We start from the raw sequence: 26,732 nt of genomic DNA, 5'->3' as shown, positions 1-26,732 counted from the left end.
AAAACCGAAATCTCTTTTTGGATGATCTTCCAATTTTATCTGACATTTTGCTTCATTGCATGGTTCTGGTTGATATTTTTTTCTGTTTCCTCCATATGGATCTTCATCGCCCGAACTGCCGCTTCCACATTTTTCTGTTTCAAAGCGTCTAAAATTCCCTGGTGTTCATCGATCGTTGTCTGACGCCGTTTATCCGTTCCCCTCACTGCCTGCATTCCCATAAAGCGGAACATATCATAATAATTGCTCAGCAGTTTTAAAAGCTCACGGTTCTGGCTCATCTGGTAGATATAGGTATGAAATTCCCGATCCAGCTGAATAAATCTCGTAATATCATAATGTTCCAGGACTTCCTTCTGTTTCTCCTGAATCTCTTCCAGACATTTCAGATCTTTCTCTGTGACATTTTTCACAGCATCCTCGATCGCAGATAACTCCAGCGCGCTTCTGACACGAGTCAGCTCCCACATATAATGCGGGTCAAATTCACGCACCACCGTTCCCTTGTATGTTTCCATCTGCAGCCAGCCATCTCTGGCAAGCATCTGCATCCCCTCACGGATCGGCGTGCGGCTGATTCCGAGTTCTTCTGACAATTTTCTCTCATTCATCACGAACCCCGGGGGATAAACGCCCGTCATGATCCCCTTTTTTATTTCGTTATATACCTGGTATTTATACCCCAGCTGTTTTTCTACCATACTTCCCTCACATCCATCAACTTCAATGCTAATATATGTTATCATCCCTCATATATCAACTATCATATGCATATCACACAGTCACTCTAATTGTCAAGCTATTTGCAGGTTTTCTGACCCTGCCAGCACTTACAGCCCTGCCTTTTCTGATTAGTGCAAACAAATCTTTTCAATAAATTATGCCCACCTTAATGCACTTATCTTTCTATCAGGATTCCATCATCCACATTATCATTACGATGAAATGGCGGGATAACATGATTTTGGTTTTTTTTATTTTTAAGTCCCCATCGCCATAGTTACCCGTCTATTTTTCTTGCCATTTCCCCTCTCCAATGCTATAATACATAGTAATTGCGCGGCTATTTTCGTTATTTCTGCGAAATGGGATTGGATTTGCGTCCCGCCGCTATCTACAACGGAGGTATATATATATGTCATTTTGGAATGTACTGCTAGTTATTATCGTCATTCTGGCTATCCTTCTTGTCGTACTGTATATTCTGGGTTCCCGGATGCAGAAACGTCAGGCAGAGCAGCAGACTATGATCGACGCTTCGAAACAGACAGTTTCGATTCTGGCGATTGACAAAAAGAAACTGAAAATCGGAGATTCCGGTCTCCCGAAGATGGTTATTGACCAGACTCCATGGTATATGAAGTGGGCGAAGCTCCCGATCGTAAAGGCTAAGATCGGACCGAAGGTTGTGACCATGATCGCGGATGAGAAGGTATTCCTTCAGTTACCGCTCCGCACCGAGGCAAAGGTTGTCATCAGCGGTCTTTATATCACAGAGATCAAGAGCGTGCGCGGAGGTATCCCGCCGCTGCCGAAGAAGAAAAAATTCTTTGACCGTTTCAAGAAAAATACAGAAGAGGCAGCAAAGAAAGAAGCTTCCAAGTCCAAGAAAAATAAATAATGGATCTTAAAATCCCGGAAATGTAACTGATTGCACGTTTCCGGGATTTTTGATTCATCGATTTTATTTCTTTGTTTCTATATTCTTTTATATTTACTGCTCTTTCAGGTTCAATTTCGCCGTCGCCTTCGATTTCACATCAATTTCAATATGGCTCTGGCTGGTCTGCTCATAGTTGAGTTCCAGCGTATAATCAATCTGGATTTTCAGATGATCCGGACCTTCATTGATCTTGATGCGGTCGGTCGTGACGCCCACGATCATCTGACCGTATGGAGTCACATAACAGCTGACATTCGGACGGTTCTCCTGAAAAATCATATGCGCCCGCGCATCGCCTCCCTTGATCATATCGACGCTGTCCGCATTGGCTTTGATGGTATTGCGGATGCTTCCTTCCTCGCCCTCCAGGATCTCATCATAGATGATATAATGCTTGCCATTTTTGAAATAATAGCTGCCTGCCGTGATAACCTCCAGGTTATTCGTCTCCCCGTCCGCAATATGGGCACCGCGCACGGATACAAGCACATCTTTCGTCATATTTTAATACTCCTCAATGTTAATCTGTTTCGTGTCTTTTACCTCTTTTGGCAGAATCGCCTTGGCAAAACGCGTGAAATTCTCCGCCCGGTCGCTGACAAAGAACTGATACTGGTCAAGAATCGGGTCCCCGGCAGCAGCGCGGCGGCTGTTTTCCTCCGAAAAACGTTCCAGATCCTCCGAACTGCGTGTCAGATCCATGTCCCGCAGCAGAGTTTTAAGTTCAACCGCCGTCTCATATGCCGGATTTACCAATGTCACCTCGTCGCCCATCAGCCGATGCAGAGTCGAACGCAGCAGCGGATAATGCGTACATCCCATAACCAGCGTATCAATGTATTTTTCTTTCAGCGAAGAAAGATACCGGGAGGCAATCTCATCTGTTACCGAATCATGGAAGAGTCCTTCCTCCACCAGCGGCACAAAGAGCGGACACGGTTTTCCAATGACCTCAATATCCGGGCGCAGCTTCTGCATTTCTCTGGTATAAATACCGCTCCGGATGGTCGCCTCGGTTCCAATTACGCCAATCTTTCCATTATGGGTTGCCTCGGCAGCCGTGCGCGCGCCCGCGTAGATAACCCCGATGATCGGGATATCCAATTCCTGTTTGACCGTCTCCAGTGCACACGCCGAGGCCGTGTTGCAGGCAATCACGATCGCCTTGACTCCCTGTGTTTTCAGAAAACGGATGATCTGGCGGGAATAGCGCAGCACCGTCTCCTGCGATTTGCTTCCATATGGAACGCGCGCCGTATCTCCAAAGTATACGATGCGCTCCTGCGGCATCTGACGCATGATCTCACGGGCTACCGTCAGACCGCCGATGCCTGAATCAAAAACTCCGATCGGGGCATTTCTATCCATGTTTACCTTCCTTTCGGCAAAATTCTTATGGTCATGTTTCCATTCTTTCCCGAACATCTGTGTATATTGAATCATATAACGTCCAAAAGTAGATTCTCTCACACTGTTTCAGGATTCTGAAACATTTTTATTTATTTCTAGGCTTCGTAGCGTTTCAGTCCGTGTTCAATCAGCTTTGTCACCATCTCCGGCTTCGGGATTCCGGCCGCCTCAAAGAGCATCGGGTACATACTGATCGCGGTAAAGCCCGGCATGGTATTGATCTCATTGAAGATAACCTCGCCGTCCTTCGTCACAAAGAAATCGACACGCGACAGACCATAGCCATCTACCGCCTTGAAAATACGTCTCGCCGCCTGACGCACACGCTCGGTCGCATCGCCCGGAAGCTCTGGATTTACCACGGTTCTGGACTCTGCGTTGTAATATTTCGCATCAAAATCATAGAAATCGGCTGCTGCCAGAATCTCGCCAACACCGGAAGCGATGACCGGTTCTGTGCCATTTCCAAAGACCGCACATTCGATCTCACGGCCGACAATCGTCTCCTCAACCAGAATCTTGCGGTCATGGTGCGCCGCCTCCTTTAAGCCTGCAATCAGCTCTTCGCGATCCGACGCCTTGCTGACACCTCTGGAAGAACCTGCATTGGACGGCTTGATAAATACCGGATATGAGAACCGGTTCTCGATGCGTGCCACAACCTCATCCATCTTTTCAAGTTCTTTGCGGATGACCAGCTCATATGCCGCCTGGCGCACGCCTGTGTGGTCAACAATCTGTTTTGTATACACTTTATCCATCGAAACGCTGGACGCCAGCACACCGCATCCGACATACGGGATTTTTGCCAGCTCAAAGATGCCCTGAATGGTGCCGTCCTCGCCCCAGAGTCCATGCAGAACCGGGAATACCACATCAATGCGGATCATTTCCGCCTTACCATCTTTCAGGACGATCACGGATTTCTCCGTTGCATCCGGGGAAAGGATCGCGGTCGTCGTGTTCTTTCTCCAGCTCTCATCCTCGATCTGCTCGACCGAGTCAACCAGCAGCCATTTTCCCTCTTCGGTAATTCCGATCAGGGTTACATCATAGCGCTCTGTATCTATATTTTTAATGACATTGATTGCCGACATACATGAAACAATATGTTCCGAAGACTGTCCGCCAAATACCACAAGTACACTCTTTTTCATAATATCCGCCTTTCTGCCGGGTGTGGGAAGCTTCACCACACGCCGGAATGCTATTCCAAAATATAGTTTAGATTATACCATAACTGTCAATACTTGCGACAAGAAGATTCGATTTCTTTCAGTAAAAGGAGAGCCATTATGATAAATCAAATGATTTCGTTCCATCCTGAAAATTGTCCGTCACCCACATCCAGGATTCATCCACCTGTTACCAATAAATGCCGCCATTTTTCCACCGGTTCCTGCAAGCTTTCCCATATCTACGATGGAATACTCCCGCTTCTCGCATTATGTTCCATGCTCTTATTTCTGCTTTTCTGCCTGCCTCTTCTTACTTTTACCAGAAACCAGATTCAGCAGAAAGTCCTGGCGTACGCGATCGCCCCGCCGATCCTGCAGACTCATGTGATCGACAACTGGTGGGGTGTTCTCTATCCGCCGCCCGCCCTGTCCGGAGGTGTCATGCCGGAAGAAAACTCAAAAAATCAGAGCGCCGATTCCGTCTCTGACGCTCTGATTTTTGATAACGATATGAACTGGCTGTCGCAAAAGAAGCATATCGTTTTTGATGTAAACAAGAAAGCTGCTGCTCTGATTTCCTCTAAAGCTGACCCGATGACTTGCTCCAATCACTCGGAACGTTCTGGAACAGCTTCAGCTTCAAAAATAACCACCGAACCGACAGAATCTTCTTCGAACTCAAAAATAGCAGCCACGCACGCCGTTTCCGCTGACAGCAGTCTGCTGGATAAAGCTCATGCTTCCTCCGACAATTCGATTACTCTTCGGGTAACGTGTCGTTTTTTATCTTTCCTTCCCGGAGGCTCGGAGTGATGAAATTCTCATAGGAATAGTTCCACAGCGTCTCCGAGCCCTTGGCGGTATTCTTATTTCTTCCAAGAATCTGGCTCAGGTGCACGCCGCGCGTCGCCCACGCCTTTCCCTTGGAAGCATCATTGAGCATCGTCGGCTGGATGTTGTCCATCGTATGTGCAAACCGCGCTTCCGGCGTCTCCCCGGCTTCAAATTCATCCCAGAGAGCGCGCAGTTTTTCGCCCTGATCCGGCGGCAGCATTCCGAAAATGCGCTCTGCACCCTTTAATTCTCTCTCCCGCTGGGTTTTCTTCGCCTCCTCATCATAGGCATACGTGTCGCCGGCGTCGATCTCGACCAGATCATGAATCAGAAGCATGGTAACCGTTTTCAGCACATCGATCGGCTCATTGGAATACTCCGCCAGAAGCACCGTCATGATCGCCATATGCCATGCGTGCTCCGCGTCATTTTCCTTCCGCTCGCCGTCTGTCAGATACGTCTGGCGACCAATAAATTTCTCCTTGTCTATCTCCCGGATAAATGCAAACTGCTGCTCCAGACGTTCTTTCTGTTTCTGATTTATATCCATTGTTTCCGCCTCCCTGGTCTATTTCACTACATTTCTAGTTACTGTTCACGCATACGTGCCCAGTAACGGAAAAATGCCTCTTGCATTTATCCTCTCTTTACAGTCTCTTCCCTGCAAGAACCTCTTTATAATTCTTATAATTCTCCTCCAAAAGCTTCGGCGTATCCAGACCATACGGGCACATCGACTTGCAGTGTCCGCAATGCAGGCAGTCCTCTATCTTCTTCATCTTCGCCTGTCCCTCCGGGGAGAGGTATCTCGCTGACGGAGAACGGCGCAGAAGCAGGGACATACGCGCACAGTTGTTGATCTCGATTCCTGCCGGACACGGCATACAGTAGCCGCAGCCCCGGCAGAATTCACCTGCCAGCTCTTTCTGGTCTTTTTCAATAACAGCTTTCAGCTCGTCCGTCAGTTCCGGTGGATTGCCAATGTAGCTTAAAAATTCGTCCAGCTCGCTTTCCTTCTGTACACCCCAGATCGGCAGTACATTCTCAAACTGTGCCATATAGGCATAGATCGCAGCCGAATTGGTCAGCAGACCGCCCGACAGACCCTTCATTGCAATAAATCCCATCTCGTGCTCCGCACAGGCCTTCGCCAACGCGATCTCCCGCTCGGTGGAAAGATAATTAAATGGGAACTGCAGGGTATCGTAAAGCCCCGACTCGATCGCCTCCTCCGCAATGCTCATGCGGTGGTTCGTGATGCCGATGAAACGGATTTTCCCCTGCTCTTTTGCCTCGAGCATCGCCTCATAAAGACCGCTTCCGTCTCCCGGCTTCGGACAGACTGCCGGATTGTGGAACTGGTAAATGTCCACGTAGTCTGTTTTTAAGTTATGTAAACTCGTCTCCAGATCCTTCCAGAAGCCTTCCGCCGTCGTTGCCGCTGTCTTGGTCGCAATATAGATATGCTCGCGCACGTCGCTCAGCGCATAGCCGATCTTCTCCTCACTGTCCGTATAAAAGCGCGCCGTATCAAAGAAACGGACACCCGCGTCATACGCCTTGCGAAGCAGTACCTTCGCATCATCAAAAGAAATACGCTGGATTGGCAGCGCGCCAAATCCATTTTTATTGACGATAATATCCGTCTTTCCAAGGGTAACCGGCGTACCGGCTACCCTTTCTCTTGCGTCCAGCGTCTCTTTCAGTGCCTCGTCGCTGTCATCGATCCAGACATCCTCCTCATCGGCGTTGAGACCGAGATATTTTGCCAGTGTCCGCTCATCATCCGACCGGTTCCAACGGGAAATATAGCGATCGATTTCCTCAAATGGAACCTGTCCGGACAGGTACAATTCTTTAAATGTCATACTTCCTTCCGCTCCTTTAAATTCTTAAGTACCGTAATTTCCTGGTTATCTATGTGCCCCCTGGCTACCGCCTTTGCCTCCGCCATATGGCGCAGACGCAGTGCCTCCAATATTTTTTCATGCTCTAACTGCAGAATCTGCCGTTTATCCTCGTCCTTGATGTATTCCAGACGGAACCGGTACATCTGCTCACGCAGGTTGTTCAAAATCTGCACCAGACGCTTGTTGCGGGTCGAATGGTAGATCACGTCATGGTATGCCTCGTCCGTCTCCGCGATCTTCATCGCATCGCCCTGATCAATCGCCGCTTTAAATGCTTTCTGTGCTTCTTCCAATGCCTGCATATCTTCTTCCGTCATGCGCTGGCACGCCAGCTCAATCGCCAGTTCCTCCAGCGAACGGCGCACTTCCAGCACATCTTTCAGGCTTTTTTCCGAAATCCGCGCCACCTCCGCGCCGCGCCGCGGAATCATCAGAACGAGTCCTTCCAGCTCCAGCTTGCGGATCGCCTCACGGATCGGGGTGCGGCTGACGCCCAGCTTCTGTGCCAGCTGGATCTCCATCAGGCGCTCGCCCGGTGCCAGCTCTCCCTTTAAGATTGCCTGCCGGAGTGTGTTGAATACAACATCCCTGAGTGGGAGATATTCATTCATTTTAACCTCAAAATTGTTCCCCATCTGCGTGCCCCTTCCTGTTGTAAAAACTAGTCAGGTATACCTGTTTCGCCAGATCCTGGCTGCTGCCATAGCGGAGTTCCTCATACGCCGCCTGCGCCGCCGTCTGGTTCGTAAACAAGCCAAATACGGTTGGACCGCTTCCGCTCATCAAAGAGCCGTCCGCGCTCATCTCCATCATCTTATCTTTGAGTGTCTGAATCACCGGATTTTCCGGGATCGTCACCGTTTCCAGCACGTTTCCAAGCTGTGAAACGACGCCGGAGAGGTCTTTTTTCTCGATCGCCGCCCGCATCGCATCAATATCCGGATGCGCCTCTGCACCCAGAGACGGCAGGTTTAAGCTCTCGTACACATGCTTCGTCGAAACGCTGACCGCCGGTTTGGCAATCAGCACGCGGCACTGCGGCATCGGCGGAAGCGGTGTCAGGATCTCCCCGATTCCCTCTGAAAGAGCCGTTCCCCGCATGATACAGTACGGCACATCCGCCCCCAGACGGACGCCGCGCTCCATCAGCTCCTGTTTCGAAAGCCCCAGTCCGAACATCTTGTTGACACCAAACAGGACTGCGGCCGCATCGCTGCTGCCGCCTGCCATCCCGGCTGCCACCGGGATAAATTTCTTCATCTTGATCTCCACACCGTCGCGGATTCCAAACTCATCCATCAGAAGTTTCGCCGCGCGGTAACCTAAGTTATTTTCATTGTCCGGCAGATAATAAAGGTTCGTTGAAAGACGGATTCCCTCTTCTTCCGTCCGGTTCAGTTCGATCGCGTCGTACACGCGCACCGTCTGCATGATCATCCGCACTTCGTGGTAGCCGTCTTCTCTCCGGCGGACTACATCCAGACCGAGATTGATCTTTCCATATGCTTTCAGCTCCAGATGCCTGATCATCGGTCATTCCTCCCATCGTTCCCTTAGTGTAATCACACTAGATTGTATTTTTTCATTATTTTGTATACAAGCTATTATATCCTTTTTGCATACAAAATACAATAGAATCCTTGCAGGATGAAGGTACCTGAATGAATCCCATTTTTTTCGCCAATATCCGTGAAGCCGTGTTGGAACGCTTCGTGCGAAGCCGGATCTTATCCAACTCCAGCGTTTCAAACCCATATTTCACAATCGCCCGGCAGGCTTCCAGCGCATAACCCTGACGGCGGAACGGTTCATAAATATGATATCCCAGTTCTCCGTCTGTCAGCCCCGCCTTTCCAACCAGCACCCCGTCCGCGCGGCGTTCCAGCGCCCACAAACCGCACTCGGCAAAGCGGTACTGGTGTTTCCTGTATTCCTCGCGTTTGTTCCAGTCGGAGAAAGTTCCGTCGGCATCCTCAGCGGATGCCGGTTCCAACGGATCGTCCCGGGAAAATTCACGAATGATGAGGCGGTCGGTTTCCGCGATGAACCACGGGAGAGCCAGATGGCGGCGGACGACGCGTTCCAGGAATGTTTCATCGGCGTCTTCAGGGTCTGTAATAAGGTAAAGGCAAAATGAATAGTCGGCTGGCTGTTTTTCCTCATTTTCCCTCCATAAGCCAACAATAGCTCTCCCGGCTGCTTTCGCAGCCTGAAGAGCTTCGTTTTCATCGGAGAGAATTACCGGGTATGTCTGTCCCGCAATGGTTACTTCTCGTTCGATTGTCATAGATTATCTTTCTTTTCCTTTTTCCGGCTCCGGGTACTCCTCGCCGAAGGTGTCAACGGTCATCTTTTTGATCTTCTGCTCTTTCAGCGGACGATCGCCCCAGTCGGTGCGGACACCGGCAATCTTGTCCACGATATCCAGACCTTCAACTACCTTCCCGAAGGATGCATACTGACCATCCAGATGCGGGGAAGTCTCATGCATGATGAAGAACTGGGAACCTGCGGAGTTCGGGTCCATCGCACGCGCCATAGAGAGAACGCCCTTGGTGTGCTTGAAATTGTTCGTAAAACCATTCTGGCTGAACTCACCCTTGATGGTATACCCTGGACCGCCCATACCGTTTCCATTCGGGCATCCGCCCTGAATCATAAAGCCCTTGATGACACGGTGGAAGATCAGACCATCATAAAAGCCCTTCTTGATCAGGCTGATAAAGTTGTTGACTGTGTTCGGCGCAATCTCTGGGTAGAGCTCTGCCTTCATGATATCGCCATTTTCCATCTCAATGGTAACAACTGGATTTTTCATGTATGTTTCCTCCTGAATTTTAAAAAATACCTCATTAAGTGGTCACATTATACCATAAGAACGTTCGAAAATCGACTGTTTTTCGTTCCATATTTGTCCATTTTCTTTACATTTCGTAAGTTTCTCCTCACAATTCATTCACATTTATGGTTTAAGATGTATAGCACAATGTCGAAATGGACATTCTATGCGAAAAGATGAATGTTGCGCTCAGGAATCATCATCTGTCCTGCATCATACATCTGTGAGCAAACTAAGTCAAAAGAAAGGTTGGTAATGTACTATGAAAAAAACATATTTTGCTATCCTGGGCGCGGCTGCGATCCTCTCGCTCGCAACCGCCTGCTCTTCCAAAAACGTGAATGAACCGACTGCTAATGAATCGTCCCAGTCCGCCTCCTCCGAGTCCAGCTCGAATGGCATGGACGAAAGCAGCCCGATGGATGATTTAAAAGAAGACGCCAAAGACGCCGTTCTTCCATCCGAAGGAACTGCCGATGCAAAACAGTCCACAATGACTGGTACGATCAGCGACATCAAAGACTTTATGTTTACGATCACCGCCGACGGAACCGATTATGAATTCAGCTTCGAGCAGGATCAGAAACCGGACGGGCTTTCTGATGTAAAAGATGGGGATAAAGTTACCGTAACGTATACGGGAACCGTCAGTGAAGTGGATGCATTCAGCGGAACCGTTTTATCAGTTAAAAAAGCGGAATAAGGATTGTTGACGTTACTGTTCACGCATACGTGCCCAGTAACGGAATTTGCCGTGGCTTCGCATTTAAATACGGCAAATTCCTGCTACCACCACGTTTTCTTACGGCACTTTCGGTTCCAAAAGTGCCTACCCGTGTACAGTAACTTGCTGACACACTTTATACCCGTATTTTTTATGGCAGTCTTGACAGACGAAGCACGCAAAATATCTGCGCTTCCTGCCCAGGCTGCCATTTTCGATCCTCTGAACATAAAACATACTTACCAGGATCATGGAATCCATGTTCCGCGTTCATATTTCGTTCACACTTCATTAAAAAACCTTTTACACAATTAACATGGTTTCTTCACGATTTTTCCCTATACTATAACCATAGCAACAAGCAATGCTTACAAATTTTTTTCATAATACCGAGCTGAGTTTATATCAGCTCTCCTCCCTTTTTCAATACCAAAAGACCTCTCACTGCTGGAGAGGTCTTTTGTTGTATCTGAATCCCTCAATTCTCTCACCGTTCCGGTCTTCGTACCTTCCTGCCAAGCACCACCAGCGCTGCAAGGTTTGGCACCGCCATCAGCCCATTGAAAATATCAGATACCGCCCAGACGGCTTCCATCCGGCTGACGCAGCCGAGAAAGACCGAAACAAGATAACCCCCGTGATACAAAATACATATTTTGTCGGCACGCTTCTGTGGGACATCCCGCATCAGCCATCCAAGTGCCTGATCACCGATGTAAAACCAGGCAAGGATCGTGGCAAAGGCAAACAGCACCATGCACGCCGCCGTCACTATGCCGCCTGCATTTCCAAAACGGGCTGCCAGAGCCGCCGCCACCGCGCCGCTGCCGCCCAGGGAATCGATCTTCCCGGTCAGATTGTGCGGAAATACACAGAGCAGTAAAAAAGCGGTCAGGCTGCACCCTATGATCGTATCGAAAAACACCTCGAAAATCGCCCACATTCCCTGTTTCTGCGCTTCCTGCCTCTGTCTTAGCCTCCCCTTTCCCTCGCTCATCCCATGCAGCACCGCCAGACTCCCCAGGCCCGCCTCATTGGAAAACACACCGCGCGATACCCCGCTCCGGATCGCCGCTGCCATTCCGTACCCGGTCATCCCGCCCGAAATTCCTGAAAAATTCAAAATACTGCTTCCATCCGTCTGTCCTGCATTATCTGCCAGTCCAAATGCCCCGCCCACAATTTTCATCAATACTTCCGGTATCTGATCATAAAAACTGAACACGGCGATTCCACCTGCCAGCAGATACAGCCCCGCCGATACCGGTACCAGAACCGAAGCCGTCCATCCGATGCGTTTTGCCCCGCCAAAGAGCACCACGGCAGTCAAAACTACCAGTATGATACCGGTTCCAAGCGGCGGCAGGGACGCTGCATAGCGCAGACTATCCGCCAGAGCCCCCGCCTGTACCATACATCCCATTCCAAGCGACGCCAGCACGCAAAACAGGGCATAGCATTTTCCAGCGAAACAGCTTCCAACCCCATTTTCCAGATAGACATAAGGTCCGCCCCCATACAAAATTCCCAGATAAACCTCCGTATATGCCAGCGCCATCCCCAGAAATGCCGCCGCCCACATCCAGAACACAGCACCTGGACCACCGATCGCCAACGCGGCTGCCACGCCCGTGATATTTCCCGTTCCGACCGTCGCCGCCAGCGCGGTGCAGGTCGTCAAAAGCTGTCCTTTCCCGCCGCTCCCAACCGTCTCTTCCCACCAGACTCTGATATGACGGATCGGAAATCCCCGCAGACGCACCATGCAGAGGACTCCAACCGCCAGAAACAGTCCCAGAAGCCACGGTCCCCACACCATTTTCTGTACGATTCTGAGTGCTTCCATCCGAGCACCTTTCTATATCTATTTTCACTCTATCAAACCAATCTTATGATTTACTATGATATTTCATTCTCCAAGCCGTGATATTGCCTTCCGAGAACTCTCTTTCCATCCACCTTTTCTTACACTTTCTGTAAACATCCGCAAACCCCATGACAAACCAGACCGGCAGTGCTACAATAAGCATATCGGACAGGCGGACAAATTTCCAAATCTCTGTCCTTCTGGAAAGGATGAAAACAATATGCCAGGTTTTACCACGCACTATATATTCGGCATGAAAGCATACAACGATATGCCGTTCACACCCTTAAAACACACGATCGCCAAATACCGCTGGCTCTACCAGCTCGGTCTGCAGGGACCGGATATGTTTTTCTATAATATCCCGATCCTGCGCCACCGCGATTACCGCAACGTCGGTTCCTATATGCACGAACACAAGGTAAACGCCTTTTTTGAGTGCTGTCTGCGCCGTATTGGAACCATCCGCTCGCGCCAGCAGCAGGAGGAAGCCATCTCCTATCTGGCCGGATTTATAAACCATTACATTGCCGATTCGATCTGTCATCCTTACGTGTACGGGCGCATCGGCTATCCGGTGGATGCCCCGACCTCCATGCATCACGGGATGCACGCACATCTGGAAAATGAGCTCGACGCGATCCTGCTCTGGAAATATAAAAAAAAGAAGCCGTCCGAATTTAACCAGACCGCCACGATCTGTCTAAATGGACAGGAAATCCAGTTCATTTCCCATTTTCTGGCTTCCTGTATCAACGAAACCTATTATCCTATCACCTACCGCAACAACTTCCAGGTTACTCCGGCGATGGTGCACCGCTCCATCTGGGCGCTGCGCTTCGGCTGCCGGACACTCTCGGACAAGAACGGCAAGAAAAAATTCGGCATTGCACAGGTCGAATCCATCTTCGTCAACCACCCAGTTGCTTCCGCGAAAATGGTAACGGACTCCGTAACCGACTACCGGAGCAGCTGTAACCTAAACCACGAAGCATGGGGCAACCCGTGGGATCCGACCCGCGTCTCAACCGCCTCGTTTGTTGATCTCTTCCATGAAACATTGGACAAATGCAGCCGTGTCTATGCGCTTTTAAACAGCGCCGTCACAGACAACATACCGTTAGATAAACAGGATTTATCGCCGCTTCTGGCTGAACTGGGGAATGAGTCTTATCACAGCGGACTACCTGTTGAGTGAAAACACGTACTTCGGTTCCTGGTAAATAAAAGCTGTCATATGAAGAACACTCATCTGTTTCTCATATGACAGCTTTTTTGATCACTTTTCTCTTAATTATACACAGAAAATATCCCGTGTCTGTACAGACAACCTCTTATTCTGCGTTCTCTGTCTCTTCCTCCGCCTCAGTCGTATCGTACTCGCCTGCTGCTTCTTTCTCTTTCACCTTGGAAATCAGCTCTTTGGTATCCGGAAGTTTGAAATCTGCGCCAGCCTCATAGGAACCACTGATAAACCATGCGTCCTCGTTATCCTGGTCGCTCTCCGGAACGATGCTGTAGGACAGTGCATACTGTTTCCACAGTCCGCCGTAGGAATCTTCACCGGACATCTCAATCGAGAAGTCCTGGGTGTGGACAATGTCGTTGAATCCCTTGATTAAATCTTCCGCATAGGTTCCTATCTGATCATCCGGCAGATCATCTGCCACTACCCAGATCAGCATGATCTGTTTCTTGTTCGGCTCCATATAGAAATGGAAATCGCGGCCGTACTCGTAGGTACTTGTATCCTTGAACATGTCTTCCGCGTCCGTGCTGACCTGTGTCCAGTCAATCTCAACATTTTCCTGTGTCTCAAAATTCGGATCTCCGACTACCGTCTCAGAAGTCGGTTTTACAATCGTACTCTCCGTGCATCCGCTGAGCAGCGCCATACACGCAACCATCATTATCAGAAGTTTTTTCATCGTGTTCTTCTATCCCTTCATTCACTCATTCACAGCCGGAACCAGTCCGAACCGCATGGCTATTATATAATATCGCCTTTTGTTTTTGTAGTCATTTTAGAAAAATTCAAAAAATCTTCATACTTTCCAAAATCTCCCGTAAACAATCCATCCGAACCATTTTACAGCCATTTAGCGCATCCAGGTTGTCAATCCAGATCCTCAACCGTAAGCTCTGTGTCATCCTCCTGCACACCCTGCTGTGTTTTGGCATCCTCTGCCTCTTTCTGTGCAAGTTTTTCTTTCAGCGGCTTCTTTTCCGTGGAACCAGTTCTTGCTTTTCCACTCTCTGCCAGCCGGGACGCGGCTGCATCTGCCGCCGGAACCTGTCCTGAACCAGATCGCACATCCATGTCAGACTCCGCCTGCTCTGTGCTCTCATCTGCCTCCGCTGTGCCAGACGCCCAGTAGGACGCGCCCATCCGCTTTTCAAGCAGTTTTTCAAACTCTTCCTGCGAACAGCCGATCTCCTGCAGACGCTGTCTTCTCCGTTTTCTCCGCTCCTCCTGGCGTCTCTTTTCTTCCTGATGACGCTGGTAGAACAACCATACAAGCGCCGCACACGCCGCTGCCAGAAGCACACTGACGACCACAATCAGCACCGTTCTCACCGATACTTTCGGAAGTTTCGGCAGGGTCAGGTGGAACGAAGATTTCGCCTGCTTTGGTTTTCCGGACGCGCCTGTATTGGATGCTGCCGGATCCGATGCCGTATTTCCGTCATCCGGAGCCGTCTCCCCGTTTGCTGCCGCTTCTGCCGCCGATGCGCTGATCAGATACACCTGTCCGATCTTGCGGTCGTTGTATTTGTAAGAAAGCAGTGCCACCGCGCCCAGCGGTGCATCCTCCGGCAGATCCGTTACCACCGTCTTCTCCGCATCCGCAAACGAAGCATCCTTCGGGATCGTGATGACTGCCGACGTATCCATCGATAAATCGGACGGCTGATAGCTATTGTCTCCGATCTGCACCGGCTGATCGCCGCTTGTGTATGCCGTCTCATTTTCCGAAATATTTACATTTTCAAACCGTAGAAAGCCGAAATCCAGCAATGCAATCGTATCCTGATAATGGGTCGCCTGCGTACTCTTCATCGTGACCGCAATCTGGCGTCTGTCATCCTTGATCGCATAGGTAACAAGCGTCTGCCCCGCAACGGATGTGTAACCGGTCTTTCCGGCTACCGCATATGGATAATAGTTCGGACTCTCTGTGTCAGTCGTGATAAGAAGCTTGTGCTCCGGCTGGATGGTCACACCGTCCGGATTGTTCTTCGTCGCCGGTAATCGGTAGCTCTTATCCTTACTGATCGTTAAAAGCGTGTCATTTTTATACGCCGCCGATGCGATCAGCGCCATATCATACACCGAAGTGAGCTGTGTGTCGTCATTCAGACCGGACGGATTCGCAAAATGGCTGTTCTCGCAGCCAAGCTCCGCCGTCTTCTCGTTCATCATCTTCACAAAACCGTCGCGGCTTCCGCCCACATGCTCCGCCAGCGCATTCGCCGCCTGGTTGGAAGAACGCATCAGCAGCAGGTAGAGACAATCGCGCACCGAAAGCGTGTCGCCCTCCTCGATGGCGTTCTTGTTTCCGCTGCCATCTTCCACGTTGTAAACGGCATCGTGGGAAAATGTGACCGTATCATCCAGACTGCTGTTCTCAATGACTACGAGCGCCGTCAATATTTTCGTGATACTTGCCGGCGCCTTCTGCACATGGATGTTCTGCCCAAATAAAACCGCCCCGGAGTCCGCATCCATGACAATGCCTGCCTCCGACTCGATCCCCGTATCCGAGGGCCAGTCCGGCTTTGCAAATGCCGTCATCGGCATTCCGGCAGCCATCAGTGCCGTAATCATCAAACTTATCAGTAAACGTCTTAATCTCTTCATACGATTCCTTCCTGTCAGCTTTCCTTTTCCGGAAATCCTTTTGTATCATGAACGATATAAATTGGACGATCCTTCAATTCTGTAAACAGGATCGCGATATACTCCCCGATAATTCCCACAATCACGAACAGCATCGCGAACATAAAGCATAAAAGCACTACGATCGTCGCGTAACCATTGGGCGTTCCTTTGACCGCCCACTCATAAATCGTTTCCAGCATCACGAGCAGCCCCAGAAAGCCCACGATAATTCCCGAGTAAATGCCGAGCTTTAGCGGCAGATCCGAAAAGCAGAGAATCGTATTGATCGAAAATTTAAATAATTTCCGGATGCTGTACTTGCTCTCGCCCGCCACCCTGGCTCTCGCCTCATACTCGATGGTCGTCCGGTTAAATCCGATATTCTGCACATAGCCGCGCAGGAAACGCACTTTTTCCCGGTAATTGGTCTTTAACACCTGCGCCGCATTGGCAGTCAGCGCAAAGAAATCGGATGCGTTATTTTCCAGCTTCACATCTGAAATCTTGTTCAAAAATTTATAAAAAGCAGAAGACGTCAGGTTTTTGATGAATCCAGCCGATTTATTTTTCGTCCGGACCATGTTGATAACCTCATAGCCCTCTTCGAATTTTTCGATTATCTGCGCCACACATTCCGGCGGATGCTGCAGATCGGCATCCATACACACGATGCCCTCCCCGCTGCTGTGGTCCAGCCCCGCAAGCATCGCCGCCTCATGGCCAAAGTTACGGGAAAAGTTGATCACACGTACCCGCGGATCCGCTGCTGCCAGTTCTGCCAGAATCTGCCCCGAGGCGTCCGCACTTCCGTCGTTGACAAAAATCAGTTCGTAATTCCACGGCAGCGCCTCAAAAACCGGAGTTGCCTCCCGATAGAACTCATGCAGCGCCTTTTCCTCGTTGTAAACAGAAATCACGATCGAGATCGTCTTTGGTTTCTGTCCGTTCATATTTTCCATCCTGTTCTGCATGGTCGACTGTCTGGTTTCATTTTTCTTCTTATCTTCCATGCTGTCTGTCCGTTTTTTCTTATCTTTCTTACTCATATTTCATCTTTCAATTAAGCATCCGGGTCATCCAAAATTTCGATCGCTATCGAAGAATGTGCCGGAACCCGTTTTTCCACCGGCGGCAGCGTCATATAGTCGCCGTAAATCCACTCCAGCACATGCTCATAGCCCACCGGCACCATCAGCTTTGTGTCCTCAAACGGCAGATCCACCGCGCGCTCGCACCATGCGCCCTCCAGCGTTACATAGAGATAATCCGGCTGGTAATTGCTGTAATACCAGTGTTTCGTCTTCTTTTTGCGATCCTTCGCCGCTGCAAGTCTCTGCAGCTTAAATAAAACCGGCATCGGGACAAGGTGCCCCACACCTGCCAGCACACCAACCCGCAGCTTATCCATCAGGCTGTATTTGCTGAAATCAATCTGATCACGGTGTGCGATCGCCATTCCATAAATAACCTTCTGAAGAAATTTTGCGCTCCACGCGCCCACCTTACTATCCGGCAGGCGGTCAAGGACGAACAGATCCACCCAGAGATGGTTTAATTTTCCCTCATAAAACTGCATCTGCTCATTGTCCTCATGGACGCGGCTGTTGTCATAGATGACACGCGTTGTAAAATCATAAAACACCTTGCCACCCCGGATCTCCTCCGGGCGCAGCAGGGACATTCCCTCCGGCAGCTCCCGCGGCGCTACCTTCAAAAACATCTCATAATTGGCACGTGTAAATGCCAGATCGACATCATCATCCCACGGGATAAATCCCTCATGACGCACCGCGCCCAAAAGTGTCCCGGAATCCAGCATATAGGAAATCTTGTATTTCCGGCAGATCCGGTCTATCTCCTTCAAAAGGCGCAGATTCGCCCGGTGAACCTTCTCAAGCCCCGGACACGGCGGCAGTTTGACCGCCCTGCGGCTCTCTGATTTTTCCTCATTCATGATGGTTGTCCCCTCATTTTCTCCTGTAACTGTTCTTTCTCTGTCACAGCTGCTCATTTTCACAGGCATTTTCTTACAGGCAGAGTATCTCCCCACCTGTGAATTGCCGCGGTCCCCGTCCCTACTGACGGCATGCCTCACGAAGTGTCTTTGCCATATAATCAATCATTTCATCTGTCATGCCCGGATAAACGCCGACCCAGAAGGTATCGCGCATGATACGGTCGGTATTTTCCAGAGTTCCGGCTACGCGGTAGCCGCAGTTTTCTTTCCGCATCTCATCAAAGCACGGATGCTTGATCAGGTTTCCGGCAAAGAGCATACGCGTCTGCACGCCCTTTTCCTCGACATATTTGACTACCTTGTTCCGATCTACACCCTCTTGGCAGGTCAGAAGAAAACCAAACCAGCTCGGATCGGAATGCTCACAGGCAACCGGCAGGATATATGCGTCCTCGGTTCCGGCAAGTCCCGCTTTCAGGCGGGCGAAATTGTGTTTTCTGCGCTCCACGAAGGATGGAAACTTTTCAAGCTGCGCGCAGCCGATCGACGCCTGCAGATCGGTCGCCTTTAAATTATATCCAAAATGGGAGTATACATATTTATGGTCGTAGCCAAGCGGCAGCTCACCATACTGGCGGTCAAATCGATGACCGCAGAGGTTATCGCAGCCGGACGGGCAGACACAGTCGCGTCCCCAGTCGCGGAAGGAGCGGATAATCTTGTTTAAAAGCGGATTGTCCGTGTACACGGCGCCGCCCTCGCCCATCGTCATGTGGTGCGGCGGATAAAAGCTGGACGTTCCGATATCTCCGATCGTACCGGTAAAATGCCACTCGCCGTTCAGCTCATAGCGGCTTCCGAGGGCATCACAGTTGTCCTCCACCAGCCACAGGTTATGACGGTCACAGAATTCTTTTACCTTCTGTAAATCAAACGGATTTCCCAGTGTGTGGGCGATCATAACCGCTTTCGTCTTCTCTGAAAGCGCCGCCTCCAGCTTATCGGCGTCGATGTTGTATTGTGGAATCGTCACATCCACAAACACTGGAACTGCGCCATACTGGATCGCCGGGGTTACCGTCGTTGGGAAACCTGCCGCAACCGTGATAATCTCATCGCCGCGGCACACCCGGCGCTCTCCCAGCAATGGGGAAGTCAGCGCCATAAATGCGATCAGGTTCGCGGAGGAACCGGAGTTTACAAGGGAACAGTATTTGACGCCCAGGTAGTTCGCAAGCCCCGCCTCAAACTGATCGGTGTAACGTCCGGAGGTCAGCCAGAACTCCAGCGCACTGTCTACCAGATTGACCATCTCATGGTTATCGTAAACGCGGGACGCATACGGAATCCGCTGTCCCTCGGTAAATTCTTTTTTCTGATTATGATATTTATCACAATACTCTGCCACCAGATCGAGAATCTGCTGACGCGCAGCCTCTTTTCCGTCCGACAGGGTTACTTTTTCTTCTGCCATGTTTCTCCTCCTGCTTTTGCTACCGTTCTCTGCCGCAGCCGTATCAGATCTGCCTGCTGCCAGACACACCTTTCGTGCAGCCGCCTGCATCTATCTGTTTTTCTTCAAACCGAGCCGCATACGCCCGGATCTGCTCATCCGTCACCTCGCGCATATCCGCTCCGGCAAGCCACTTCTTCGACCATTCCACCGTCGCAGCCATCGCCTCTTCTACATGGAAGTGCGGCTTCCAGCCAAATACCTTTTTCACTTTGGAACAATCCAGTTTCAGAAAATTCGCCTCATGCGGACCTCCATCATAGCGGTTGATCCAATGCATCCCGCCGCCCCATGTTTCACAGAACAGATCCGCCAGACGTCCTGTATTGACGCAGTCACAGTCATCCGGTCCGACGTTATAGCAGCCCGCCAGCTCCGCATTTTCCCACTGCGCCTTTGCCACCGTCAGATACAAAAACAGCGGCTCTAACACATGCTGGAACGGGCGCGTCGAATGCGGATTCCGCACGATGATCGGCTCTTTCTTTTCCGCTGCGCGCACGCAGTCCGGCACGATCCGGTCCGCCGCAAAATCACCGCCGCCGATCACATTGCCAGCACGACAGGTTGAGACGGCGCAGCGGCCGTCCGTGAAGAACGACTGCTTATAGCTGTGTGTCACCAGCTCCGAACAGGATTTGCTATTGGAATACGGATCGTAGCCGTCCAGCGGGTCATTTTCGCGGTAACCGTACTCCCATTCCTTATTTTCATAAACCTTGTCCGTCGTCACATTGACGAGAGAGCGGACGGATTCACACTGTCTGGCGCATTCCAGCACATGAACCGTACCCATGACATTCGCCGCATACGTGCCGACCGGATCCCGGTACGACTCGCGCACGATCGGCTGCGCTGCCAGATGGAGTACAATCTCTGGCTTCGTCTCATCAAACACCTGTTTTAAATGGGCGAAATCGCGCACATCCCCATCCACATGGTGAATCGTCTCCCCCAGATGCAGGATCTCAAACATCGACGGCTCGGTCGGCGCTTTCAGCGCATAGCCGGTCACCTCCGCCCCCGCCAGATGTAGGATGCGGACCAGCCAGCTTCCCTTAAAGCCTGTGTCACCGGTCACAAGGACCCGTTTTCCTTTATAAAAATCAAGAAGTTCCATGGTTTTCCTCTTTTTAATTATTTCGTGATCCTTCGTTAATGGCGCAAGAAAAGAATATGTCTGCTTCGCAGCCGCATTCTTTTCTTCTGCGCTCATTATACCATGACCACTAAATTCGTGAAACACCTCATTAAGTGGTCAGGTATATGTTCTCACTAGACTCGAAAATACCTCGTCAAGTGTTCACATTATACCATACTTTCTTACAGGATTTGTGTATATTCCTTAAATTTTCCCTTACAGTATATTATTGTTACTGTTCACGGGTAGGCACTTTTGGAACCGAAAGTGCCGTAAGAAAACGTGGTGGCAGCAGGAATTTGCCGTATTTAAATGCGAAGCCACGGCAAATTCCGTTACTGGGCACGTATGCGTGTACAGTAACATATTATTTCCACAGCTTCCAGGGCGCATTGCCTTCCTGCCACATCTGTTCCAGCTGCATCTTGTCACGCTGGGTATCCATACATTTCCAGAAACCGTCGTGGCGGTATACCATCAGCTGTCCGTCCTTGGCAAGCTGCTCCAACGGCGCTTTCTCAAAGACGGTATCATCGCCCTCGATATAGTCAAAGACGCCCGGTTCGAGTACCATGAAGCCGCCGTTGACGATCTTGCCGTCATCATCGTTCTTCTCACGGAACTCGCGGATGTGTCCGTCGCTGTCCACATCCATGACACCGAAACGCTGTCCGATGTTGACGCCGGTCAGGGTCGCGATCTTGCCGTGCTGCTTGTGGAATGCCACCAGCGCGTCCAGATCCACGTTGGAAACGCCGTCGCCGTAGGTCAGCATGAACGTCTCATCCCCAATGTAATCGCGGATACGTTTGATACGACCGCCCGTCATCGTGTGCAGTCCGGTATCGACCAGCGTCACGCGCCACGGCTCGGAATAATTGTTATGCACCTGCATCTCGTTCTTCGCCAGATCGAAGGTCACATCCGACGTATGCAGGAAATAATCAGCAAAATACTCTTTTACTACATACTGTTTGTAGCCCAGGCAGATCACAAAATCATTGAATCCATACTGGGAATAGTGCTTCATGATATGCCAGAGAATCGGCTGTTCTCCGATCTCGATCATTGGCTTTGGTTTTAAATGGCTTTCCTCGCTGATTCGTGTACCGAATCCACCCGCTAATATTACAACTTTCATTGCACTTCTCCTTCTGTCCATCGTTTTTATCGAAATATATTCAAATGGTTTTCTTCCAAAATTCTCATCGCATCCCGCACTGCATCCGGGTCGTTATGCAGGTAGGTCTCCAGATCCTCATCGCTCGCCGTCCGGTAATTCAGTCCCAGCTCCCTTGATACCTGTAAATATGCTTTCCGGTACGGCGCTGTCCGGATTTCTGCCCGGGTTGTCCATGCATTTCCAAAGACCGTCAGCACGGTAAATGCCAGCATACAGACCTTTAAAAGTGTGCGGGCCGCCCGTTTCTCCGGCACGCGTGTTTTCGCCTTATCTGCCTCTGTTTCCTGCGCCTTTTCCCGGCACATACTCCAGACGAATGCAAACGTAAGCAGAATTCCTACAATTCCCATCTGATACTGTATCTCGTACCGCGAGGACATCCCGTACTCGTCCTTCAGGAAAATCCACCGCGCCGCCAGCACCAGCAGATGGTTACAGCCGCCGCTGAGAACCAGCAGAAGCGGAAAAATAGTCTTTTTATAAAGCTGAAACCGCACATTCAGATACAGTGCCAGCAGATACGAAACAAACACTGCCAGCCCCAGCAGATACACCAGATGCAGCCGGACAAACCAGGGGCTTCCTGCCTCCAGCTCCTGAATCTGCGCCACGCCGATCACCGACGATGCCACCGCTTTCAGCAGAAACCGCAGGAAAAAGAGCGGCTGGGCGGCAAATTCCTGAGCGATTGAAACATCAGTCACTGCTCCACGGTGCACGTAAACTGCCTGTGAATTGCTCCAAAGATATAATACCATCGCAAGAACCGTTGTCAATGCCCCGATGCACCAGGTTCTCCGGCACTTTCGGCTCCAGGAGCGGCTGCTTGTTTCAGCACCCCCGCGCCCATCCGCCAGCCACAGTGCGCCGTATGCCAGCACCAGAATCACCGCATAGCCGCCGCTGTACGGTCCTGCCACCAGCACGACCAGCAGGATCGGCAGAATTACCAGAAGCACCCGGTCAGACATATTCCGGCACCGGGTCGCCGCTGCATGGTCGAGGACTGCAAAATGGAATAAAAATCCGGAGATCGACAGAGTGCAGACCCAGCCGGTCCCGTTCGTCATCATTTCCCATTTATTCAGACTGAAATATACAAACTGAATCAACAGGAAGGAAAGATAGCCGACCGAGCGGTTCCGCTCTGCGTAGAGCGCCAGCACCGCCGCGCCCGCCCCCAGGCTCAAAACACCCAGAATCATATCAAAATACGTATTGTAGGCAAATAGCTTCACATTGATGATGCGTCCCAGATACGTGATCGGAACGCGCGTCAGGATATCCGGTACAAAGAATTTCGCCGGATTTGTCACATCCGGCAGATATGAATTGATCAGCCGGATATAATCCGAATACGCCACATTGTCTGAGGCATGAAATATATACCAGATATAAAATAAAATCCCCAAAATAACCGGAAGCCCTAAAAATACACGGCGTTTCATCCGTTTCTCCTCTTTAAAATGCTCAGCTGGTTCAAGTAAAGTTCAAATAACTGACGGTGTTTCTTCGTAATAACCTCCAGAATCACACCACTGATCCACAACAGGAACGAAATCACATAGAGCCCGGAACACGCGATCAGGGTCGGGAACTTCGGCACCATGCCGGTTGCCAGATAGCCGCCAAGCACTGGCGCGAAAAATGCCGTTGCAATCGCAAAACAAATGAGCCCCAGCCATCCAAAAAACGCAAACGGCTTGTAATCCCGGAAGAGTCTCGCGATCGTGCGTAGCACCTTAAATCCATCCGAAAATGTATTTAACTTTGACACACTCCCCTCCGGGCGGTCACGGTATCCAACCGGGATCTCCACCAGCTTAAAGTTCTTGTCCAGCGCATGAATGCTCATCTCCGTCTCAATCTCAAATCCGGTCGAAAGAATCGGGAAGCTCTTGACAAATTCATAGTTAAACGCGCGCGCACCGGTCATAATATCCTTGATATTGCTCTTGAAAATCAGGTTGATAAGCCCACGCACCAGACGGTTTCCAGTATTGTGGAACGGACGCTTATTTTCGGTAAAATACGTCGAAGAAAGGCGGTCGCCGATGACCATATCTGCTTTTCCCTGTAAAATCTGGTCCGCCAGCTTTCTCGCGTCCTCCGCCGGGTAGGTGTCATCGCCGTCCGTCATGACATAGCACTCCGCGTCAATGTCGCGGAACATGCTGCGGATGACATTTCCCTTGCCCTGCTGGTATTCATAGCGCACAACCGCGCCTGCCTCCCTGGCAATCTCATCCGTGTGATCCGATGAATTATTGTCATATACATAGATCGTTGCCTCCGGCAATGCCTCGCGGTAGTCCTTGACCACCTTGGCAATCGTCTGGCCTTCATTATAACACGGAATTAATACCGCTATCTTGTCCATTTTTCTCCTCCCGTTTTCACTCTTCCACCGTTTTGGCGGACCATTCCGGATTGATCACAACAGCCCGTTTTGTCTCAGCTGTACTTACCAATTCCAATTTTATCTCTCTCTGAAGCCCTGTCAGATCAAGCTGTACTTCCATCGGTTCATATTCCTTCTGTCCCGCCTGGATCACAGCAGCCGTCCGGCTGTTTGTCCCATCCGAGGCGATGATTTCCACTTCAAATGGCTGCTTCAGCACCCAGTAGTCCGGATCACACAGAACCGCCCGGATAGTCGGATGATCGTCCCCGCTGGTATTCTCCCAGCGCCATTCTGGTACTTCTTTTTCCGGTTCCTGTGCATCCATGAAAATCTCCTGTGTGCGGTACCAGCAGTTTTCGCGTCCATGCGCCATCTCAAGCCCTGCCAGTGTAAAGGACTGGCTGCCCTGCAGGATTGTTTCCTGATACTCCATATCATGCACGTACCATCCCGCCTCATTCATCCATTCCAGATAGCTTTCCAACGTCTCAAGTCCCTGCGGGATCATGTCATAGACGCCCTCACCTGCCTCCATCGCCACCTCGATTTCATCGATATAGGCGTCTTTCTGCTCCGACAGCTCATTGACGATCGAATACCGGTTCCAGACCGGCACATCTTCGCCCGCAAGCCGCGCATAGCTTCCCACATCCGACCAGGTCAGGAAAATGCGGTCAATCTTGGAACGTTCTTCCGGTGTAAACAGCTGATGATCGTGAAATACGTAAGGCAGGTTGCTGCGGATACTCTCACGGCTCACCGCCCGCATCGCCCATTCCCCGCCGTTCCAGACACAGGTATAAGCATCGTAAGCGCGCCCGGCGTAAACAACTATAAACATAATTGCAAATACAACGCCGCCTGTCAGCCTGGGAGAAATGGAAGCCATTCCCTGCAGCACCAGACACCCGCAAAGCATTCCGGCAAATAAGATTCCGCCCATAAAATAGCGGCTGTGTCCCGTCGTTGCCGCCCAGAGAATAAAAGACGCGGCATACAGCAGAAATAAGGTTCCCGTCCTGCTGCTGACCCTCTTCCAAATCCAGCCGAGCCCGGCTCCCGCCGCTCCCAGATACATCAGCGCCAGATCCAGGTTGTATTTCGCCGGTATCTCACTCAGGCGGTAATCTGGATGCCGGATCATCGAATATGCCCACAAAAGAAACTCTTTTATATTGCTGGGTCCCCATCTCGGGTCCTTAAAGTCCGTTTCCCCAAAATACGGCGAATGAAACAGGCTGTTATAATAAGGATAAACCGGATTTTTCATCGCTATCCCATTGTAAATCAGGTACACGCTGACGGGAATCATCCCCGTCACCAGACACCCCAGAAACAGCTTCGGCGTCAGATACTTCCGGATTTTCCACAGATACAGAAGCACCAGCGGCACCAGATACACGATATTCGTCATCTTGAGACAGAACAGGATTCCGCCAAACAGGCAGAATAAAACCGCCTCGCGCTCCCGCTTCGCCTCATCCAGCCCGCGCAGAAGCAGAAATACCATTTCCAGAAGAAACGGCAGCGCCAGAAGCTCGACCATGTAACTGCCGCTCTCCTGAATCAACTCCAGGCGGCTGACAATCAGAAATGCCAGTACCGGCGCAAGATGCTTCGACCAGCTGCATTTTCTTTCCAGCCGGTCTGCCTCCATGCTCAGGAACACCGTTACCTGCCGATAAATCACAAGCATCGCCAGTGCGTTTAACAATGTCCCCATCCGAAGCCCTAAAAGCGCCCGGAATGGATAAAACATCCGGTCGCCCAGCCGGAAACCGAACATCTGGAACCGCCCCGGTATCACATGATAATGAAGGTTGTCCACAAATCCGGGAATCTGCGACAGCAGGTGATAGTTCTGCGTGTCATAGCTCTGATCCGGGGCAAATCCCTTGACCGAAAAAAAAGCCAGGATAAACAAACTTCCCGCTATAAAAAGCGGACTCACTCCCGCATGGTCCCGTTCAAATCTTCCAATTGCCGCCATGACAGCACCGCATAAAACCAGCGCTGCCGCCCGCGACAAAGCTGTTCCCTGTGGTACATGTAAAAGCCATGCCAGAAGATCCAGCACTTCCAGCCACCAGATAAAAAGCGTATAGGCAAGCAGCACTGCAAAGCTGCGGGTACTGACTCTCCATTTTGCCGTTTTGTCCGCCGGCCTGTTTCCAAATAACATACTTTTCCCTCGTAATCATCCAGTTTTCTTCATGAACCTGCTGA

General features: G+C 50.6%; 25 protein-coding genes. 4 read left to right on the top strand and 21 right to left on the bottom strand.

What is annotated here, in order from left to right; translation table 11 throughout:
* Positions 1–35 precede the first annotated feature (35 nt).
* The gene (locus tag DXB70_RS02235; RefSeq protein ID WP_118469158.1) at positions 36–701 is read right to left on the bottom strand and encodes a GntR family transcriptional regulator; all 666 of its coding nucleotides are present in this window, start codon (positions 699–701) and stop codon (positions 36–38) included.
* Between the two features lie 434 nt (positions 702–1,135).
* Between DXB70_RS02235 and DXB70_RS02230 the strand changes: the two genes are divergently transcribed.
* Positions 1,136–1,621, top strand: a complete 486-nt coding sequence (locus DXB70_RS02230) for a hypothetical protein (protein WP_022360091.1) — start codon at positions 1,136–1,138, stop codon at positions 1,619–1,621.
* Between the two features lie 93 nt (positions 1,622–1,714).
* On the opposite strand, the gene DXB70_RS02225 is transcribed toward DXB70_RS02230, so the two are convergent.
* The 3 genes from DXB70_RS02225 to DXB70_RS02215 form a co-directional block, all read right to left on the bottom strand.
* Complete coding sequence (locus DXB70_RS02225; protein ID WP_022360090.1) at positions 1,715–2,164, bottom strand: DUF1934 domain-containing protein; 450 nt, start codon at positions 2,162–2,164, stop codon at positions 1,715–1,717.
* A 3-nt stretch (positions 2,165–2,167) separates the two neighbouring features.
* Positions 2,168–3,031 (bottom strand): glutamate racemase, encoded by an 864-nt coding sequence (gene murI, locus DXB70_RS02220; RefSeq protein ID WP_118672573.1) that lies wholly within the window; start codon positions 3,029–3,031, stop codon positions 2,168–2,170.
* A 137-nt stretch (positions 3,032–3,168) separates the two neighbouring features.
* Positions 3,169–4,230: a D-alanine--D-alanine ligase family protein gene (locus DXB70_RS02215; RefSeq protein ID WP_181357193.1), complete on the bottom strand. Its 1,062-nt coding sequence runs from the start codon at positions 4,228–4,230 to the stop codon at positions 3,169–3,171.
* Positions 4,231–4,368: 138 nt separating this feature from the next.
* Here DXB70_RS02215 and DXB70_RS14030 point away from each other — a divergent pair, with 138 nt between their 5' ends.
* Positions 4,369–5,064 (top strand): hypothetical protein, encoded by a 696-nt coding sequence (locus DXB70_RS14030; RefSeq protein WP_147354032.1) that lies wholly within the window; start codon positions 4,369–4,371, stop codon positions 5,062–5,064.
* On the opposite strand, the gene DXB70_RS02210 is transcribed toward DXB70_RS14030, so the two are convergent.
* From DXB70_RS02210 to DXB70_RS02185, 6 genes are all read right to left on the bottom strand, one after another.
* Positions 5,009–5,635, bottom strand: a complete 627-nt coding sequence (locus DXB70_RS02210) for an HD domain-containing protein (RefSeq protein ID WP_107000681.1) — start codon at positions 5,633–5,635, stop codon at positions 5,009–5,011. The two genes, DXB70_RS14030 and DXB70_RS02210, sit on opposite strands and share 56 nt — an antisense overlap.
* Before the next feature lie 97 nt (positions 5,636–5,732).
* Positions 5,733–6,953, bottom strand: a complete 1,221-nt coding sequence (locus DXB70_RS02205; protein WP_118672572.1) for an aldo/keto reductase — start codon at positions 6,951–6,953, stop codon at positions 5,733–5,735.
* A complete protein-coding gene (locus DXB70_RS02200; protein ID WP_118672571.1) occupies positions 6,950–7,630 on the bottom strand; it encodes a GntR family transcriptional regulator in 681 nt (226 codons plus the stop codon). Before DXB70_RS02200 ends, DXB70_RS02205 begins: the two co-directional genes overlap by 4 nt.
* The gene (ispE, locus tag DXB70_RS02195; protein WP_118672570.1) at positions 7,614–8,525 is read right to left on the bottom strand and encodes a 4-(cytidine 5'-diphospho)-2-C-methyl-D-erythritol kinase; all 912 of its coding nucleotides are present in this window, start codon (positions 8,523–8,525) and stop codon (positions 7,614–7,616) included. The genes DXB70_RS02200 and ispE overlap by 17 nt, the downstream gene beginning before the upstream one ends.
* A 55-nt stretch (positions 8,526–8,580) precedes the next feature.
* Entirely contained in the window at positions 8,581–9,282 is a 702-nt protein-coding gene (locus DXB70_RS02190; protein ID WP_118672569.1) for a GNAT family N-acetyltransferase, read from the bottom strand.
* 3 nt (positions 9,283–9,285) lie between these two features.
* Positions 9,286–9,813 (bottom strand): peptidylprolyl isomerase, encoded by a 528-nt coding sequence (locus tag DXB70_RS02185; RefSeq protein ID WP_107000686.1) that lies wholly within the window; start codon positions 9,811–9,813, stop codon positions 9,286–9,288.
* A 283-nt stretch (positions 9,814–10,096) separates the two neighbouring features.
* Here DXB70_RS02185 and DXB70_RS02180 point away from each other — a divergent pair, with 283 nt between their 5' ends.
* Positions 10,097–10,537: a hypothetical protein gene (locus DXB70_RS02180; protein WP_107000687.1), complete on the top strand. Its 441-nt coding sequence runs from the start codon at positions 10,097–10,099 to the stop codon at positions 10,535–10,537.
* 508 nt (positions 10,538–11,045) lie between these two features.
* Here the strand turns inward: DXB70_RS02180 and DXB70_RS02175 are convergent.
* A complete protein-coding gene (locus DXB70_RS02175; RefSeq protein WP_118672568.1) occupies positions 11,046–12,404 on the bottom strand; it encodes an amino acid carrier protein in 1,359 nt (452 codons plus the stop codon).
* 241 nt (positions 12,405–12,645) lie between these two features.
* Here DXB70_RS02175 and DXB70_RS02170 point away from each other — a divergent pair, with 241 nt between their 5' ends.
* A complete protein-coding gene (locus DXB70_RS02170) occupies positions 12,646–13,623 on the top strand; it encodes a zinc dependent phospholipase C family protein (RefSeq protein ID WP_118672567.1) in 978 nt (325 codons plus the stop codon).
* A 136-nt stretch (positions 13,624–13,759) separates the two neighbouring features.
* On the opposite strand, the gene DXB70_RS02165 is transcribed toward DXB70_RS02170, so the two are convergent.
* The 10 genes from DXB70_RS02165 to DXB70_RS02120 all read right to left on the bottom strand — a co-directional run bounded on the left by DXB70_RS02165 (position 13,760) and on the right by DXB70_RS02120 (position 26,688).
* On the bottom strand, positions 13,760–14,353 hold the full coding sequence (locus DXB70_RS02165) for a hypothetical protein (RefSeq protein ID WP_181357194.1): 594 nt from the start codon (positions 14,351–14,353) through the stop codon (positions 13,760–13,762).
* Positions 14,354–14,541: 188 nt separating this feature from the next.
* Positions 14,542–16,287: a D-alanyl-D-alanine carboxypeptidase family protein gene (locus tag DXB70_RS02160; RefSeq protein WP_118672566.1), complete on the bottom strand. Its 1,746-nt coding sequence runs from the start codon at positions 16,285–16,287 to the stop codon at positions 14,542–14,544.
* A 14-nt stretch (positions 16,288–16,301) separates the two neighbouring features.
* Entirely contained in the window at positions 16,302–17,258 is a 957-nt protein-coding gene (locus DXB70_RS02155) for a glycosyltransferase family 2 protein (RefSeq protein ID WP_117796321.1), read from the bottom strand.
* A gap of 110 nt (positions 17,259–17,368) precedes the next feature.
* Entirely contained in the window at positions 17,369–18,262 is an 894-nt protein-coding gene (locus DXB70_RS02150) for a LicD family protein (RefSeq protein ID WP_118672608.1), read from the bottom strand.
* A 121-nt stretch (positions 18,263–18,383) separates the two neighbouring features.
* Positions 18,384–19,739, bottom strand: a complete 1,356-nt coding sequence (gene rfbH / locus DXB70_RS02145) for a lipopolysaccharide biosynthesis protein RfbH (protein ID WP_117796291.1) — start codon at positions 19,737–19,739, stop codon at positions 18,384–18,386.
* A gap of 43 nt (positions 19,740–19,782) precedes the next feature.
* Entirely contained in the window at positions 19,783–20,898 is a 1,116-nt protein-coding gene (gene rfbG, locus DXB70_RS02140; protein ID WP_117796322.1) for a CDP-glucose 4,6-dehydratase, read from the bottom strand.
* Between the two features lie 388 nt (positions 20,899–21,286).
* The gene (gene rfbF, locus DXB70_RS02135) at positions 21,287–22,060 is read right to left on the bottom strand and encodes a glucose-1-phosphate cytidylyltransferase (protein WP_022360069.1); all 774 of its coding nucleotides are present in this window, start codon (positions 22,058–22,060) and stop codon (positions 21,287–21,289) included.
* Positions 22,061–22,086: 26 nt separating this feature from the next.
* On the bottom strand, positions 22,087–23,550 hold the full coding sequence (locus DXB70_RS02130) for a hypothetical protein (RefSeq protein ID WP_118672565.1): 1,464 nt from the start codon (positions 23,548–23,550) through the stop codon (positions 22,087–22,089).
* Complete coding sequence (locus DXB70_RS02125; RefSeq protein ID WP_118672564.1) at positions 23,547–24,482, bottom strand: glycosyltransferase family 2 protein; 936 nt, start codon at positions 24,480–24,482, stop codon at positions 23,547–23,549. The genes DXB70_RS02130 and DXB70_RS02125 overlap by 4 nt, the downstream gene beginning before the upstream one ends.
* A 16-nt stretch (positions 24,483–24,498) precedes the next feature.
* Entirely contained in the window at positions 24,499–26,688 is a 2,190-nt protein-coding gene (locus DXB70_RS02120) for a hypothetical protein (protein ID WP_118672563.1), read from the bottom strand.
* Positions 26,689–26,732 lie beyond the last annotated feature (44 nt).

The organism is Clostridium sp. OM05-5BH (genome assembly GCF_003481505.1).
GTDB lineage: Bacteria > Bacillota > Clostridia > Lachnospirales > Lachnospiraceae > Otoolea > Otoolea fessa.
The sequence above is the reverse complement of the archived record's forward strand: the minus strand, read 5'-3'. Positions and strand labels throughout refer to the sequence as shown.